General features: G+C 33.4%; 16 protein-coding genes. 9 read left to right on the plus strand and 7 right to left on the minus strand.

Annotation, left to right across the window (positions count from 1 at the left end; genetic code table 11):
- Window positions 1-3 precede the first annotated feature (3 nt).
- From ACE01P_RS06660 to ACE01P_RS06670, 3 genes are all read right to left on the minus strand, one after another.
- Window positions 4-1338 (minus strand): TolC family protein, encoded by a 1335-nt coding sequence (locus tag ACE01P_RS06660; RefSeq protein WP_379695541.1) that lies wholly within the window; start codon window positions 1336-1338, stop codon window positions 4-6.
- Window positions 1339-1428: 90 nt separating this feature from the next.
- Window positions 1429-2028, minus strand: coding sequence for a TetR/AcrR family transcriptional regulator (locus tag ACE01P_RS06665; RefSeq protein ID WP_379695543.1), 600 nt, complete (start codon window positions 2026-2028; stop codon window positions 1429-1431).
- Window positions 2029-2136: 108 nt separating this feature from the next.
- A complete protein-coding gene (locus tag ACE01P_RS06670; protein WP_379695545.1) occupies window positions 2137-2658 on the minus strand; it encodes a YceI family protein in 522 nt (173 codons plus the stop codon).
- 266 nt (window positions 2659-2924) lie between these two features.
- Here ACE01P_RS06670 and ACE01P_RS06675 point away from each other — a divergent pair, with 266 nt between their 5' ends.
- Together ACE01P_RS06675 and ACE01P_RS06680 are read left to right on the plus strand one after the other, a co-directional pair.
- Window positions 2925-3899, plus strand: coding sequence for a polyprenyl synthetase family protein (locus tag ACE01P_RS06675; protein ID WP_379695547.1), 975 nt, complete (start codon window positions 2925-2927; stop codon window positions 3897-3899).
- 66 nt (window positions 3900-3965) lie between these two features.
- Window positions 3966-4319: a hypothetical protein gene (locus tag ACE01P_RS06680; protein ID WP_091490550.1), complete on the plus strand. Its 354-nt coding sequence runs from the start codon at window positions 3966-3968 to the stop codon at window positions 4317-4319.
- 41 nt (window positions 4320-4360) lie between these two features.
- Here ACE01P_RS06680 and ACE01P_RS06685 read toward each other — a convergent pair whose 3' ends face one another.
- The gene (locus ACE01P_RS06685; RefSeq protein WP_379695549.1) at window positions 4361-4921 is read right to left on the minus strand and encodes a hypothetical protein; all 561 of its coding nucleotides are present in this window, start codon (window positions 4919-4921) and stop codon (window positions 4361-4363) included.
- A gap of 35 nt (window positions 4922-4956) precedes the next feature.
- Window positions 4957-5508 (minus strand): hypothetical protein, encoded by a 552-nt coding sequence (locus ACE01P_RS06690; RefSeq protein ID WP_379695551.1) that lies wholly within the window; start codon window positions 5506-5508, stop codon window positions 4957-4959.
- 116 nt (window positions 5509-5624) lie between these two features.
- Between ACE01P_RS06690 and ACE01P_RS06695 the strand changes: the two genes are divergently transcribed.
- The 7 genes from ACE01P_RS06695 (at window position 5625) to ACE01P_RS06725 (ending at window position 16004) form a co-directional block, all read left to right on the plus strand.
- Window positions 5625-8399 (plus strand): 2-oxoglutarate dehydrogenase E1 component, encoded by a 2775-nt coding sequence (locus ACE01P_RS06695; RefSeq protein ID WP_379695552.1) that lies wholly within the window; start codon window positions 5625-5627, stop codon window positions 8397-8399.
- Between the two features lie 78 nt (window positions 8400-8477).
- Entirely contained in the window at window positions 8478-9716 is a 1239-nt protein-coding gene (gene odhB / locus ACE01P_RS06700; RefSeq protein WP_379695554.1) for a 2-oxoglutarate dehydrogenase complex dihydrolipoyllysine-residue succinyltransferase, read from the plus strand.
- A gap of 218 nt (window positions 9717-9934) precedes the next feature.
- Complete coding sequence (locus ACE01P_RS06705) at window positions 9935-12415, plus strand: TonB-dependent siderophore receptor (protein ID WP_379695556.1); 2481 nt, start codon at window positions 9935-9937, stop codon at window positions 12413-12415.
- Window positions 12416-12475: 60 nt separating this feature from the next.
- Entirely contained in the window at window positions 12476-12808 is a 333-nt protein-coding gene (locus ACE01P_RS06710) for a hypothetical protein (protein WP_379695558.1), read from the plus strand.
- A 20-nt stretch (window positions 12809-12828) separates the two neighbouring features.
- Window positions 12829-13128 (plus strand): hypothetical protein, encoded by a 300-nt coding sequence (locus ACE01P_RS06715; protein ID WP_379695560.1) that lies wholly within the window; start codon window positions 12829-12831, stop codon window positions 13126-13128.
- A 5-nt stretch (window positions 13129-13133) separates the two neighbouring features.
- Entirely contained in the window at window positions 13134-14684 is a 1551-nt protein-coding gene (locus ACE01P_RS06720; RefSeq protein WP_379695562.1) for a PepSY-associated TM helix domain-containing protein, read from the plus strand.
- Between the two features lie 207 nt (window positions 14685-14891).
- Window positions 14892-16004, plus strand: a complete 1113-nt coding sequence (locus ACE01P_RS06725) for a PepSY-associated TM helix domain-containing protein (protein ID WP_379695564.1) — start codon at window positions 14892-14894, stop codon at window positions 16002-16004.
- Window positions 16005-16058: 54 nt separating this feature from the next.
- Here ACE01P_RS06725 and ACE01P_RS06730 read toward each other — a convergent pair whose 3' ends face one another.
- Window positions 16059-16406 carry a toxin-antitoxin system YwqK family antitoxin gene (locus ACE01P_RS06730; protein ID WP_379695566.1) on the minus strand — a complete coding sequence of 116 codons (348 nt, stop codon included), beginning with the start codon at window positions 16404-16406 and terminating at the stop codon, window positions 16059-16061.
- Between the two features lie 210 nt (window positions 16407-16616).
- The gene (locus ACE01P_RS06735) at window positions 16617-17612 is read right to left on the minus strand and encodes a TlpA family protein disulfide reductase (RefSeq protein WP_379695568.1); all 996 of its coding nucleotides are present in this window, start codon (window positions 17610-17612) and stop codon (window positions 16617-16619) included.
- Window positions 17613-17706: the final 94 nt, after the last annotated feature.

The raw sequence follows: 17706 nt of genomic DNA on the forward strand, positions 1-17706 counted from the left end.
TTGTTATTTAGTAAGAGATTTTAGTTCGCCTTTCGATTTGATTAGAGATATTTCGGCAATTTTATAATTTAAAACTGCTCTTGTAAAGTTATTTTGAGCTTCAAGTGATGCATTTTGAGCGTCTAGCAAATCGGTTAAAGAAGCTAAACCTTGAAGGTAATTATTTTTGGTGTTTGATAAAATATCAAGCGCTAAACGCATATTTTCTCTTTGGTTTTCAATAGTCACAAGATTATTATTGATTTGCGTCATTGCATTTCTATAATCTAAATCAAGAGAAAGTTTAGTGTCTTTGATATCTTCTTGCAATTCTCTGATTTGAACATCAGCTTGTCTTACTTTAGCACGAGTTCCGAAACCTGTAAAGATTGGCACGTGTAAGTTTAAAGCAACAGCAGAGAAATCAGACCAATACACTCCTTTTTCTGGTTTTGCAAACCAAGGCATTTCTGGTCCCTGTCCGATATAATTGTAACCTGCAGATAATGAAAGTGTAGGGTAATATCCAGCTTGAACCGCTTTTTTATTAAAAACTAAAAGTTCTTCTTGTTTCTTCAAAAGCAAATATTCTGTTCTGTTTTCAATATTTGGTTCTTGAGTTAAAGCTGCAGGAACTACTTCAAATTCTTCTTTAGGCATATCGATTTGAGTTTCGATTGGCATACCCATATAAAACTTTAATGCATTTTCCTGTAATTCGATTTGATTTTTAACCTGCTGACGCTCAGTATCAATGTTAGACATTTTTACAATGATACGGTCTAAATCAATTTTTTTAGCTAAACCATTATCAAACTGACCTTTAACAATATCACGAACTTTTTCAGTATTTACGTAGTTACTGTCTAAAAGAATCAATCTTTCGCGTTGTACATAAACTGAATAGTAGTTATTTGCAACTCTTTCAATAACTTGTTCTTCAGTTAATTGATCATTAATTTGATAAAATTCACGTGTTGTTTTTGCCGCTCTTAAACCTGTAAAAACAGATTGGTCAAACAAAGCTTGAGTCAAAGAAAGCCCTGCAGTAGATGTCCATTTTTGACCAAAAGCTGCTTGAATTGTAGTTCCTGGCGCACCAAAAGCTGCTCCATCAATAACTGTTGTCTGGATTACTGGGTTATAAGTAAGACTTCCGTTTGCACTAATTTGAGGTAAAGCTCTCGAACGCACTTCTTGAATTTGATACTCACTATTTTCAACCTGAAGTTTCGCTTTTTTCGCGTCCGCTTTATTTTGAAGCGCATAAGTGACTGCGTCTTTCAGAGTTAAAGTAGTGGTTTGTGCGGCGGCTGATAGGCCTATTGTACACAAAACTATAAGAAAGATTCTTTTCATAAGTAGTTACTATTTATTTTAAAAATTTGAGATGGCATCGTCATTTTATCTTTACAACTCTCCAAGAATAAATGACGACAATTTGGATAATTAATTATTAATTTTTTTTAATTGCTTTTCTAATTCCTCTACTCCTTTTTCGGTTGCCATTGCGCGAGTATGATACTCCAAGGCTTCCAACTCTATTCTTTGTGCTTCACTTTCAGCAACCGTATTTTCGTTTATATGGAAAACTAGAGTGTAATAAAATTTAACGTAAATCTCTACATTCAAATCACTTCTATAAAGACCTTCACGAATTCCTTTTTCGATATTTTCTCTAAATAATTGCGTACACTGATCAATTTCGAAAGACAAAATGTTTTGATAAATCTCTGGGTAATGTTTTTTTAACTGATAGATTGGCGAAGTGTCAATGTTGTTTTTAAACATATCACGAAACATTTCTCTAATCTCAAAATTCTCATGAATAGCATTATAATTTTTAGCAATAATAGTATCCATGATTTCGTGTACTTGGCTATGAACCATCGAAGTGCTCTCTTCAATTAGAACTTCTTTATTACAGAAATATTTGTAAATCGTTTTTTTCGAAATACACATTTCACCTGCAATATCATCCATTGTAACACTCTTAAAACCAAGCTTTAAAAATAACTCGCTTGCTTTTGCTATAATCTTCTCTTTCATTTTAAATTCTCGAATTGCCTTACAAATATACTTTGGAAACTAAAATCAAAAAAATAGTTTCCGATATTTTTGTAATAATTTTACATTAATTTATAGATTTAGTAAGAATTATATGCCAAATTCTAAATTTGCAATTAATTTAATCTCTTTTCCTAAAGCAGTACCCGCAGAATGATTAAAAGAGCTGTATTCTAAACCAAAGTCTTCACGCTTGATGTTTCCTTTAATTTCAAAAGCTACTTTCTTTTCTCCGTTATAAATATTTTCTCCTAAAAATTCAGCATCCAATTCAACTACTCGAGTAATATCTTTTATCGTTAAATCTCCTTTGAAAAAATTGATATTCTGATTTACTTTTTGAAATGATGTCGATTTGAAACTGATAATCGGATGCTCATCTTCTTCAAAAAAATCCTGAAGCTGTAAATAAGCGTCTATCGATTGGAAACTTTCATCTTTGTTATTGATATCTAATGAGAATTCAACCGAAGCGTCTTCAATCTCATTGTCTTCAATGTTCACATACCCATCAAATTTATTTGCATCTCCTCCCAAATAAGCAGTTCTTGAACGTCTCATTTTCAATAAAACATCTGACTGACTAGAATCTAAAGTCCATTTTGTTTTCATAAATACTTGATTTAATTGAGTTTATAAATCTTCAAAACTCTTCATGGAAACTTTTACAGTGTTCTTAGTTTCCATTACAACGCTGCAAATATAGACAGGAAACTCTAAATACCAAAAAAGTTTCCGAGTTTTTTAGAAAAAAATTTAACATCTTAGAAATGAGAATGGTTAAGAGCCCGTTAAATTCTTTAATGCGCTTTTAATCATTTCAATAATTAAAATTCATATTTGAATTGTATCTTTGAGGCTCGAAATCAGAATTCATTATGCACGATATAAGTCAGTACCAAGATTTTTTTATCAATTATCTTCAGAGCCAAAACATACATAAAGAGCCTACAAATCTTTACGAACCTATAGAATACATTTTAGGACTTGGAGGAAAACGCATCCGCCCAGTTTTAACTTTAATGGCTGCAGAGGTTTTTGATACTGATTATTCGATTGCGCTTCCGGCAGCAATGGCGGTTGAAGTTTTCCACAACTTTTCACTGGTTCATGACGATATTATGGATGATGCTCCTTTAAGAAGAGGGCAGGTTACGGTTCATGAAAAATGGGATTTAAATACTGGAATCCTTTCTGGAGACGCCATGCTGATTTTAGCCTACCAATATTTTGAACAATACGAACCGATCGTTTTTAGAAACCTTGCAAAATTATTCAGCAAAACTGCGCTGGAAGTTTGTGAGGGACAACAATGGGATGTAGATTTTGAGACTCGTAATGATGTTACGATTCCGCAATATCTTAAAATGATAGAATATAAAACAGCTGTTTTGGTTGCTGCTGCTATGAAAATGGGAGCAATTGTATCTAAAACTTCTGAAAAAGAAGCTGATTTAATTTATGATTTCGGATTGAATTTAGGATTAGCTTTCCAACTTCAAGATGATTATTTGGATGCTTTTGGAGATCCTGAAACTTTTGGGAAACAAGTTGGTGGAGATATTATCGAAAATAAAAAAACGTATTTATATTTAAAAGCCTTAGAGTTTTCTTCTGATGAAAAAGCTTCAGAATTAGAACAATTATTTACGCTTCAATTAGAAGATAATTCAGAAAAAATAGAAACTGCCAAAGCAATTTTTAATGAATCTGGAGCATCTAAAGCAACGCAAGAAGCGATCGAAATGTACACTTTTAAAGCTTTTGAAACTTTAGAAAAAATGGATATTAATGCCGAAAAGAAAAATATTTTAAGAACTTTTGGCGAAAATTTAATGGGACGTAAAGTCTAGTTTTCAGTATTCAGTGTCATTATTCAGTAAAAAATCTACAATCATCAATCTAAAATCAAAAATATCATGTTTGTAGCACCAGTAAATACAGAATCTTTGTTAGCGCAAGCGCAAGCAGAGACTTTATATTTGAATCTTATTGAGCAGATTAATAAGGATTTTAATTTGGCCAATGAAGGAATTGATTTTCCGTTAAGCATTTCGCCTGACGAATTAAAAATCCAGCTTCACGAAAAAATCTACCGAATGATTCAGTACAAATTTGCTGAATACTTAAATCTCCTTTATATAATTGACGTTCCCGAAAACGAAATCAAACAACTCGACGGTTCAGATTTAGTTATTTTGGCTGAACAAGTTGCTTTCTTGATTTTAAAAAGAGAATGGCAAAAGGTTTGGTTTAGAAATTATTACAAATAAAAGATTCTAAGGTTCTGAAATAATATCCCGAAGCTTCGGGACTAAGTTTTTTTCTCATTAGGACGAACGATATTGCGTAGCTTATCCAATTCACTCCAAAGTCCAAAATATTGCGTATCAATTTCACTTCCAATAATTTGGAAACGATAACATTTAAAGCAAATCTTTGCTATTCCGATTGTCTTTTTTTTCTTTTTAAAAATAAAAATATCACGATATTCAGGGATACAAGCAAATTCATTAGTTTGAATAGAATCTTTTTCACTGAATACGTCTTGAATTTGACTTTGTTGTTTACTTGATAATTTCGATTTTTTATAATCATATTTCAACAACAGATTTTCAAAATCTTTTTCAACAGTATTTGGATAATACCAATAAAAAAAGCTTGAGAATTCTTTTTTCTTTTCTACCTGTAAATCATTATCCTTGGATAAATGTTCGAAATCGCTTTTGAAATCAATATAATAATGATTGATTTCATCAGAATCGAAAAAAGGTCGTAATTCTTTTTTTACCACCTTTTCTCCATTGATATTCGGTTTCTTGGAATTAAAACCTAAAAGTAAAATTACCGTAATTACAAAAATAAATTTCTTCAAATTTCTGTATTTAAAACTTTAAACCTTTGAACCTCCTAGAAATACACTCTCACAAAAGGCATAAATCCAGAGCCATAAAGACTTTTATTAGGATCATATAGAACATCGTAACGCGCTCCAATTGTTACATTCTTAGTTCTGTAACCTGCCCCTAAATATAAAGCTGTATTCCAATACGCATCTGAAAAACCAGGATGGTAATAATTTTCTTCATAATCAGTATCAACCCTAACTTGTTCCAATTCTGCAGATAATTGGATTTCTGGAATCGGGTTTACAAGCGTGATGAAACTTCCGCCATAAACAAACGATTCGTAATAATTTTTTTGGTATAAATAACCAAACTGCAATCCGACACCAACGGCAACAATTTCGTTGATATTGTAAATGGCACTTGGCATTACCGAAATATTGGTATATCCTGAACCGAATCCGAGACCTAAGCCTCCTCCAAATTGAACTTTATCCCAAAACTGGTTCTTGTTGTCAATGACATATTTTTGTTGTGCAATACTATAACTTGAAAACAAGACAGCCAAAATCACAAAAAAATATCTGCAATCGATTGAAAAGTGAATTTTATTCATAGTTAACGTTTATTTTAACAAATTTTTACGTAAAAGTACGTAAAAAAAAGATTTAAATAAATGTGATTGTTGTACTTTTGCCTTTCTATATAACAAAAAGTATATTCACTCATATTATGGATAGGTTTTCATTTTTAAACGCAGCGCATACCGAGTTTTTTGCACAATTATACGATCAATATTTAGTAAACCCAGACAGCGTTGAGCCTAGCTGGAGAAGTTTCTTTCAAGGTTTTGACTTTGGACAAACTACTTATAACGACGAAAATCCGGTGCAAACAATCGTTGAGTACGTGACTAGCGACAACACAGATTACAGTCAAGTTTCAGAAAAACTAAAGAAAGAATTCAACGTTTTAAAATTAATTGACGGATACCGTACGCGCGGGCATTTATTCACGAAAACAAATCCTGTTCGTGACCGTAGAACTTCATCTCCAACTTTGGATATTGAAAACTTCGGATTATCTACAGCTGATCTTTCAACTGTTTTTGATGCTGCTCAAACAATTGGAATGGTACCTTCTTCTTTACAAGATATCGTAAATCGCCTTAAAGCTATTTACTGCCAGCATATCGGTATTGAATATATGTACATCAGAAATCCTCATGTTGTAAAATGGATTCAGGATAAATTGGCGGTAAATGTTAACCAGCCTACTTTCTCTACTGAAGAAAAGAAAACCATCTTAAATAAATTAAACGAAGCTGTTTCTTTTGAGAACTTCCTTCATACTAAATATGTTGGACAAAAACGTTTCTCATTAGAAGGTGGAGAATCTATCATTCCTGCTCTTGACGCTTTGATCGAGCAAGCTGCTGAAAAAGGTGTTGAACAATTCGTAATGGGAATGGCTCACCGTGGTCGTTTGAACGTTTTAGCAAACATCTTCGGAAAATCTACTCAAGATATCTTTGGTGAGTTTGACGGAAAAGATTACGATCAAGAATATTTTGACGGTGACGTAAAATACCACTTAGGTCTTACTGCTGACAGAAAAACAAGATCTGGGAAAAGCATCAACATCAATTTAGCACCAAACCCTTCTCACTTAGAAACTGTTGGAGCTGTAATTGAAGGTATCACAAGAGCAAAACAAGATAAATATTATGCTGATGATTTCTCTAAAGTATTGCCAATCGCAGTACACGGAGATGCTGCAATCGCAGGTCAAGGTATTTTATACGAAATCATCCAAATGGCGCAACTTGATGGTTACAAAACTGGAGGAACAATCCACATTGTAATCAACAACCAAGTTGGATTTACAACAAACTACTTAGACGCTCGTTCTTCTACTTATTGTACAGACGTTGCTAAAGTAACTTTATCTCCAGTATTACACGTAAATGCTGATGATGCAGAGGCTGTTGTACACGCTGTATCTTTTGCTTTAGACTACAGAATGCAATTTGGACGTGACGTATTTATTGACTTATTAGGATATAGAAAATATGGACACAACGAAGGTGACGAACCTCGTTTCACGCAACCAGTTTTATACAAAATAATTGCTAAACATAAAAACCCAAGAGACATCTACGCAGATAAATTACTTTCTGACGGTGTAATCGATGCGTCTTATGTTAATGCTTTAGAAAAACAATACAAATCTGCTTTAGAAGAAAACTTAGAAGCTTCTCGTAAAAAAGATTTGACTATCATTACTCCATTCATGAAAAACGAATGGGACGGATTTGTTCAGGTAACAGATACTCAAATGCTTCAAAAAGTAGATACTACTTTTGCTAAAGAAGGATTAGATTCTATTATCAATACAATTTCAACTTTACCATCAGACAAAAAATTCATCAACAAAATCAGTAAAATTGTTACAGACAGAAAAGCTGGTTATGACAATAATACTATTGATTGGGGAACTGCAGAAGCATTGGCTTACGGTTCGCTTTTAACTGAAGGATTCGATATCCGTATTTCAGGTCAAGATGTTGAGCGTGGTACATTCTCTCACCGTCACGCTGTAGTTAAAGTTGAAGATTCTGAAGAAGAAGTAATTCTTTTAAATGGTATTGAAAACAAAAAAGGAAACTTTGGCGTGTTCAACTCACTTTTATCTGAGTATGGAGTTTTAGGTTTTGATTACGGATATGCATTAGCAAATCCAAAAGCCTTAACAATCTGGGAAGCACAATTTGGAGATTTCTCTAACGGAGCTCAAATTATGATTGACCAATATATTTCTTGTGGAGAAGATAAATGGAACAACCAAAATGGTATCGTTTTATTATTGCCTCACGGATATGAAGGACAAGGTGCTGAGCACTCTTCTGCAAGAATGGAGCGTTATTTACAACTTTGTGCAAGACATAATATGTATGTTGCTGATTGTACAACGCCAGCAAACTTCTTCCACTTGTTAAGAAGACAAATGAAAACGAATTTCCGTAAACCTTTAGTTGTTTTCTCTCCTAAAAGTTTATTACGTGATCCAAGATGCGTATCAACTGCTGAAGAATTAGCAAACGGAAGTTTCCAAGAAACAATTGATGACAATACAGTAGACAAGAAAAAAGTAAAAACTTTGGTTTTTGTTACTGGTAAATTCTATTATGACATCGTTGCAGAAAGAGAAAACAACGGAAGAAATGACGTTGCAGTTGTTCGTATCGAGCAATTATTCCCTTTCCCAATTGAGCAGATTAAAGAAATCATTGCACAATATCCAAATGCAGATGATTATGTTTGGGCGCAAGAAGAACCTAAAAACATGGGAGCTTACAGCTATATGTTAATGAACTTTGATCTTGTAAAATGGAGATTAGCTTCATTAAAAGCATACTCTGCTCCAGCATCAGGAAGTTACACACGTGCAAAACGTCGTCATGCAGATGCAATTAGAATGGTATTCGATAAAAATTTATTCAGATAAAAAAATGTTTCAAGTTTAACGTTTCAAGTTTACACTGACATGAAACGTTAAACATTACAACCTTAAACAAAAACAAAGATGATTTTAGAAATGAAAGTCCCATCACCAGGGGAATCAATAAAAGAAGTTGAAATCGCAACTTGGTTAGTAAAAGACGGAGATTATGTAGAGAAAGATCAGGCTATTGCTGAAGTTGATTCAGACAAAGCTACTCTTGAATTACCTGCTGAAATGAGCGGTGTAATTACACTAAAAGCTGAAGAAGGTGATACAGTAGCAGTAGGTGCTGTGGTTTGTTTAATTGATACTGATGCTGCAAAACCAGCAGGTGGCGCGGCTCCAGCAGCTGAAGCTCCAAAAGCTGAGGCTCCTAAGGCAGAAGTAAAAGCTGAGGCTCCAAAAGCAGCTCCAGTTCAGGCTCCTGCAGCTACAAGTTATGCAGCTGGAACTCCATCTCCTGCAGCAAGAAAAATATTAGACGAGAAAAATATTGCTCCAGCAACTGTTTCAGGAACTGGTAAAGGTGGAAGAATCACTAAAGATGACGCTGTAAACGCAGTACCTTCTATGGGAACTCCAACAGGAGGAAGCCGTGGAACTGAGCGTACAAAATTATCTATGTTACGTCGTAAAGTGGCAGAAAGACTAGTTTCAGCTAAAAATGAAACAGCTATGTTGACTACTTTCAACGAAGTAAACATGACGCCAATCAACCAAATTCGTAACGAATACAAAGATGCTTTCAAAGCTAAACATGGTGGTTTAGGTTTAGGTTTCATGTCATTCTTTACAAAAGCAGTTACAAGAGCTTTAGAATTATATCCAGATGTAAACTCTATGATGGATGGTGATTACAAAATCGCTTACGATTTTGCTGATATCTCAATCGCAGTTTCTGGACCAAAAGGATTAATGGTTCCTGTTGTTCGTAATGCTGAACTTTTAACTTTCCGTGGAATTGAAGCTGAAATCAAAAGATTAGCTTTAAGAGCTCGTGATGGTCAAATTACAGTTGACGATATGACTGGAGGAACTTTCACAATCACAAATGGTGGTGTTTTCGGAAGTATGTTATCTACTCCAATCATCAACCCTCCTCAATCAGGAATCTTAGGAATGCACAACATCATCGAGCGTCCAATCGCTGTAAACGGTAAAGTTGAAATTCACCCAATGATGTATGTTGCTCTTTCTTACGATCATAGAATCATCGACGGACGTGAGTCTGTTGGTTTCTTAGTGGCTGTAAAAGAAGCTTTAGAAAATCCAGTAGAATTATTGATGAATGGCGACGCTAAACGTGCTTTAGAGTTGTAATTTTTAAAGTAATTTTTGACAATAATAAAAACCTGTTCATTAATTTGAGCAGGTTTTTTTGCTTAAGATTAGCTTAATTTTAGCTTAAGATGTTAATTTTTTATGAAAATGTAAATTTTGCCCTTTAAAAAATATTTAATTTAGAATAAATAAGAATAACTTGTTTAGTTGCTGTCCAACAATTAAATTTGCGCTATCAAAATTAATTCTAAATAAAAATGAAATTAAAATTTACAATTTCTTTTTTGAGTTTTTGTTTTGCTTTAATGACCAGCGTAACTGCTTTGGCTCAAGAAAAAGCAACTATTAAAGGTCAAATTAGCTTAACAAATAATCAAGCTGCCGATAATGTGTCTGTAGTGTTGAAAGGAACTAAAATAGGAACTAGCACAGATGCCAACGGTTTCTACGAGATTAAAAATGTTAAACCAGGTAACTATGTGATAAAAGTTTCTGGAATTGGTTATTCTTCTAAAGAAAAAAGCATTAGCCTTAATAGTGGCGATTCGGTTATCGAGGATTTTAGAATTAGTGAAAACTCTCAAGAATTGAATGAAATTGTTGTAAACGGAAACAGAAAAAATCCGTTAGCTCGTAAAGAAACACAACAAGTTTCAAGATTACCTCTTAAAAATCTTGAAAACCCACAAGTTTACACTACAATTACTGCTGAGTTATTAAAAGAACAAGTTGTTACAAATCTTGACGATGCTCTTAAAAATGCACCTGGATTAACACCGCTTTGGGCTTCTACTGGACGTGGAGGTGACGGAGCTGGATATTTCTCTTTAAGAGGATTTGCAGTACAACCAACAATGACTAATGGATTACCTGGATTAACAAACGGAGGTTTAGATCCTGCAAACATTGATAAAATTGAAGTAATTAAAGGGCCATCTGGTACTTTATTCGGAAGTAGTTTAATCTCTTACGGAGGTTTAATTAACTTAACTACAAAAAAACCTTACGATCATTTTGGAGGAGAAGTAACTTACACAGCTGGAAGCAACGGTTTAAACAGAGTAACGGCTGATGTCAATACTCCTGTGGATGAAGAACACAAAATTAATTTTCGTGTAAATACTGCTTATCATACAGAAAACAGTTTCCAAGATGCTGGATTTAAAAAATCATTCTTTTTTGCTCCATCATTATCTTACCAAGTGAATGACAAACTTTCGTTTTTCGTTAATACGGAATTCATGAACAACAAACAGACTAACGCTACTATGTTATTTTTAGATAGAGCTGCTCCGTTAAGAGTTCACAATATGGCTGAATTAGGTTACGATAACAAACGTTCTTACACTAGTAATGAATTGGCAATCGAAACTCCTTCATACAACTTACAAGGTCAAATGATGTACAAATTCAATGACCAATGGACTTCACAAACTGTAGTTTCAAGAGGTTCTTCTTCTTCTAACGGATATTACAGCTATTTATATGAAGGAACACAATACGCTCCTGATGAAATAAGCGAAGGAATTGTATTAGGACGTTCTATGAATTATCAAAATTCTACAACGCTAACAACAGATATTCAACAAAACTTTATTGGAGACTTCAAAATTGGAAGTTTAAGAAACCGTATTGTTGTTGGTTTAGATTACTTCAACAGAGGTATGGTTGACAACAGCTCTAACTATGTTAGAAATGGAAACGTTTACATTGGTAATCTAGATGTAGCGACTGTAAATCAATATCTTTATGGAATTACAGATCCTAAAAAATACATCACGAATGGTGATAACGGAAACTTAACTAAAGCTGGAACTGATGCTCTAATTGCTTCTGCTGGAATCAGCATGAACAAAACAAAACAAGAAGTTTACAGTGCTTATTTTTCTGATGTAATCAATTTCACACCTGCATTATCAGCAATGGCAAGTTTACGTGTTGACCGTTTTGTAACTGCTGGCGATGTATCAACAAGCGCAGACGACTTTAACCAAACTGCATTCTCTCCTAAATTTGGTATCGTTTACCAGCCAATTCTGGATAAAGTATCTCTTTTTGCAAACTACATGGATGGTTTTGCTAATTCTGCTCCTGTTACAGAAATTTCTGCAGACGGAACTACTCGTCCAAGAACTTTCAAACCAGAGCACGCTAACCAATTCGAAATCGGAACAAAATTAAACGTGTTTAAAGATAAACTTTATGCTACATTCAGCTACTACGATATTCAGGTAAAAGACCAAGTTTATGTAGTTTACACTGCTACATCTCAAACACCTTTTCAAGATGGAGCGCAAAGAAACAAAGGTTTTGAAGCAGAATTCGTTGCAAGTCCTATTGATGGTTTAAATATCGTAGCGGGTTACAGCTATGTTGACGCTGTCTTAAACGCTGGAGATCCTTCTTTTGTTGGTCGCAGACCAGAGAGTTCAGGACCAAGAAATTTAGCAAACTTATGGGCAAGCTATAAATTCCAAGAAGGAGATTTACAAGGTTTTGGTTTAGGTTTTGGAGGAAATTATGCTGACAAAAACTTAATCATGAACAGAAACGGAGTTGGTCAATTTACATTACCTTCTTACACTGTTTTAAATTCTTCTATTTTCTACGGAACAGAAAAATTTACTTTGACATTAAAATTAGACAATATTGCTAATATTGACACATATGATGGTTGGTCAACAATTCATCCAAGAAATATGAGAACTGTTGCTGCGAACTTCGCTTACAGATTCTAATAAAAAACAATAAAAACACCTTTCTTTTACAGGAAAGGTGTTTTTTAAATTTTAAAGATTATGATTACAATTGCCAGTCTTATCGTTTTCCTAGCTTTTTACACACTGTATTATACTTCTAAAAAAGCAGTACTGTCTTATGATTTGGGTTTTGAAAAATGGATGCAGAAAAATCCAAAACCAACCAAAATTATTGGGTTAACGCTTTTATTATCTGCTTATGCAATGTGGCTTTTTACACAATCATTAGGCTGTGGCACTTTGATGTTTTTTATTCAACTGATGACAGTTGGAAGCTTAATCATTATTCTTACTCCTTTAAAAAAGATTAACAGTAAACTACTTTTAGCTTTACTGCTTTTTATTGCCATAACTGAATTTTATTACAACTAAAATCCATTATAAATTATCCTATGCCAGCAAATGCAAAATATCTAAATCCTTCTTTTTGGCCACGTTTTTCTAAAATTACTGCTGCAATTTTAGGAGGATACTTTGTTTCTGTTACTTTTCATTTGGCTTTAGCGGCTTGGTTTAGTCGTGCAGATGTACTTATAACTATGGCTTTTAGCGGATTTATCCTTTGGGTAGCCTTAATGATCATTGCATTTTTAGCCAAAAGCGGCTGGAAAATATGGGGAATTTACATTCTGCTTTCTTTACTTTTTTGTCTTTTTATTTATTTGGGTCAAACCTATAATACGGCACAATAATATTTATGAATAACCGTCATTACAATATCTATTTTCATACACATACTGTCAGCGGAATCGTTATCAGTGTAGTTCTTTTTGTAATTTTCTTTGCTGGATCTTTTTCTTTTTTTAGAGATGAAATCATCAATTGGGAAAGAAGTGAATCTACAGCAATCACAAGAGAAATTCAACTGGATTACAATGATGCCCTGCAGCATTTAGACAAAAAATATGTTTTGCACGGAAGAAATATCACTATTTCTAAACCTTCAGTAGAAAATCGAGTTGCTGTTTATATGGAAGGAACCAAAGACACTTTGGCTCCAAAAAAACAACAGGCAGGAGACTTTTTTTATTTAGACAATAAAAACTACAAAACTTACACTTACGAAGAATCCTATTCATTAGGAGAACTTTTATACCGTTTGCACTTTCTTGCTCAAATTCCTTATCCTGCTGGATATTATTTAGCTGGTTTTACAGCCCTGTTTTTTTTATTCGCAATCATAACAGGAGTTTTATTGCATTGGAATAAAATTGTTTCTAACTTTTATATGTTCCGTCCAAAAGAAAAATTGAAAACGCTTTGGACAGACGCGCATACTGCTTTAGGAATGATTGGACTTCCATTTCAGTTTGTATATGCAGTTACAGGTGCTTTCTTTATGATTAAGCTTTTAATTGTAGCGCCAGCCGTAATGGCATTATACAAAGGTGATCAAGATAAATTATATAAAGAATTAGAATACAAAGATCCTGATTATAAATTTGAAAATAAAAAGTTAGCCAATCCATTTAACATTAATGAATTAGTTGCCAAAACCAAAAACAATTGGTCTGATTTTGAAATCACACGTGTTTTTATTCAAAATTATGGAGATGCAAATATGCATGTTTTGGTTGAAGGTGAACTTTTAAGCCATAAAAAATTTACAGGAATCGGAAAAGTAGTTTACCGAGTTGCCGATGGAAAGGAAATTGCCAAAAAAGATCCTATCGCGCAAACTACTTATTTAGATGTTGTAAAAAATGTTCTGTACCGAATTCATTTTGGTGATTACGGTGGATATGCTTTAAAAATTGTAAGCTTCATTTTAGGAATCATAACTTGTTTTGTCATTATTTCTGGAGTGATGATTTGGCTTGTTGCCCGACAAAAAAACAACATGCCAGAAAAGAAAAGACGATTCAATAATGCTGTTGTGCGTATTTATTTGGCGATTTGTTTAAGCATGTATCCTATTACGGCATTGGCTTTTATCGGAAGTAAAATTTTCTATCCATTAAGTCAGTCTAATTTGTATGCGCTTTATTTTGGAGGATGGCTATTGCTTGCCATTTTCTTTATCATTAAAAAGAATGATGCTTTTACCAATAAATTCTGCTTGATTTCTGGAAGTATTTTAGGCTTTTTAATTCCTATTACAAACGGAATCGTTTCTGGAAATTGGTTTTGGACTTCTTTTATGGAAAACAAATTTCAGATTTTTTTCATTGATGTTTTCTGGATTTTCTTAGCTGCAATTTCATTGTACACAGCTTATCATTTAAAACCTAAAAAAGCAATCGCTTAAAATAATATCGAGAAAGCTTTCTCAAAAGCCACATTTTTAGAATCTCGCAAAGACGCTAAGTCGCAAAGAAATATTAAAAAACTTTGCGACTTAGCGTCTTTGCGAGATTAATTCTTTAGCAACACTTATCCTTTTGATGTCGCAAATAATTTGTAATAACTTGTCCCTTACAAATTTTGAGCATACTTTTACGCTTTTAATCAAAAAATGGGATTCAAAAACAAAATACGTTTTCTACACAAGTGGCTCGGATTAATTTCTGGGCTTATTGTTTTTATAGTCTGTATTACGGGCTGTATTTTTTGTTTTCATGACGAAATAAAAGACATCACAAGAAAAGAATGGCGTTTGGTTGAACCTCAAAACAAACCTTTTCTCACACCATCTGAATTACAGGAAAAAGCAAAAGAAGTTGCTCCCACAAACAAAGCGAGCATGGTGGCTTATTACGGAAAAAACAGATCGGCAATTGTTTATACGTATTCAGATACAGGGAATCTTTATTTATATTTTAATCCATATACAGGCAAATATCTGAAATCAGAAAACCCTGAAACTGATTTCTTCATTATTGTAGAATATATTCATTTATACTTGCTCCTTCCCGATTATATAGGAAAACATATTATTGGCGGCTCAACCATCATTTTTATTTTATTACTTATTTCAGGAATAATTCAATGGTGGCCAAAACGAAAAAGCGATATTAAAAGAAGTTTTACAGTAAAATGGTCCGCAAAATGGCGTCGCGTAAATTATGACTGGCACAATACTTCTGGATTTTACATTTCATTAATTGTCTTAATTCTAGCCATAACAGGGCTTACTTTTACTTACGAATGGGTTGGCGAAGGAATTTATAAATCTTTCAATTTGGGAGGAGACAAAGCCGCTGAAACCAAAACGCCTGTAATTGACACAACCACTTTCAAAGCAAATTCTGTTACTGCAATTGACAAAGCATTTGCTCAGACTTTAAAATTACAGCCAAAAGCAGAAATGTTTTTTATAATGATTCCGCAACAAAAAGGCGATATTGTGAGTACAGGCGCTTATCCGCATACTTTGCGTTATGATCAGCAGAGCAATTATTATTTTCATCCGTCAAGCGGAAAATTAATTCAAAGTCAGACATTCGATAAAAAAACATTAGGATTGCAAGTTGTCGAAATGAATTACGGCATACATACTGGACAAGTTTTAGATCTTCCGGGAAAAATTATAGCTTTTACTGTGAGCTTAATTGCTGCTGCCCTGCCCGTAAGCGGATTTATAATTTGGTTTGGAAGAAATAGAAAATCTAAAAAAGTAAAGCCATAAAAAAACCGCTTAAATAAGCGGCTTTTTTATAATTAGGGTTCTGAAATTATATGATTAATTTCTGTTTGCTAAAGCATTTTTCTGTAAATTTTTAACTGAACTTACTTTATTATCAACATAAGCAACTTCTTTCAAGCTGTCTTCATTAAAGTAGATCCATTTTCCAGTTTTAACTCCGTCTGCGTATTCTCCAACGGTTTTTTTGTTTCCATTTACGTCATAAGATACCCAAACACCGTCTAATTTGCCGTCTTTAAAAAAGCCTTCTTGCTGCACTTTACCATTTTCATAGTAATAGGTTGCTTTTACCTTGTTTCCAGCAGCTTCTAATTCAGGCTTTCCTTCTTGTGCAACTACAATTCCAGAGAACAATATTGCAGCTAAAATTACACTCTTTTTCATATCTTTAGGTATTAATGTTAAGAAATCTTTACCAAAGATAGTTAAATGTTTACATTAAAAAAACTTTTGCTTAACAATTTGGTAACATTGAATAAAAACTTAACATTGGAAAAATCATTAAAACAAAAAAACCAGCGCTGATGCACTGGTTTTACTGGTATTTTAGAAAAATATGTGATCTACGATAACGTTGTAAATTTCGTAAATAAATTAATTCAATAAGCCATTTAACTGCTCCTGCAACTTCGGATCTGATGGTCTTGAAGCATCAGAGCTTACAATGTTACCTTTTGGATCTATCAAAATAAATCTCGGAATTCCTGTTACACCGTAATTAACCACAAACTCAGATTCCCAATCCTTATCAGCAAAAAGTTGCGTACCTCCAAGTTGTTTATCGGTTACAAACTTTTTCCATTTCGGATTGTCTTTTGCTTTATCAATAGAAATACTTACAAATTCAATGTTTTTTCCGTGATATTGTTCTTCAAGCTTTTGTAAATAAGGAATTTCAGCTCGACAAGGCGCGCACCATGTTGCCCAAAGATCAATATAGATATATTTACCTTTTAAATCAGCCAGTTTTGTTTTCCCTCCTTTAAAATTTTCATAATCAAAACTTGGAGAAGCTTTTCCAACCATTTTATTTGCTTTTGAAACTCTTTCGTATTCTGCAGCAGCATATTGATGAAAACTCTCGAAACTACTCTTTAAAGCAGTTTTAAATTCTGGAGCAAAATTACCTTTCTCTACACTCTCTGTATCCGATTTTAATTTACCATCAAGCAAAGCAATAAATTCATTGGCTTCTTTAGCAAAAGCATCTTTCTGAAAGTTTTCATCTTTTAGAGCCTGCTGCGCTAAAAAATTGCTTTCGTCCACACCTTTACCTTTATATACAATCGTCTCATCAAATTCTTTTGCATTCATTGTCAAATTGACTTCAGAATTTGGCTTTAAATATAAATTAGAAGATTCTGTACCGTCAGAAAACACATAAAATCCCTGAGGAGCATCAAAAGTTGCTGCGAAAACTTCTTTTTTATCAATTGGAATTATTTGCTTGAAATTGTCCCTTCCCCTAATTACTAAGGTATCACTATTTCTATTCGTAATTTTAGCTGTGAATTTCACTGGACTTTTACTTTGAGCAATCCCGTTTAAAGCATTAAAAATTACTAAACCTGCAACAAAAAGTTTTTTCATAGGTATTGTTATTAGTTTTTTAGAGAATCAAAACTAAAGAAATAAAAGCTTCCGAATTTTAGAATTAACAAAATATTTAAAATTATTCTGCATC

Source organism: Flavobacterium sp. HJSW_4, assembly GCF_042436695.1.
GTDB lineage: Bacteria > Bacteroidota > Bacteroidia > Flavobacteriales > Flavobacteriaceae > Flavobacterium.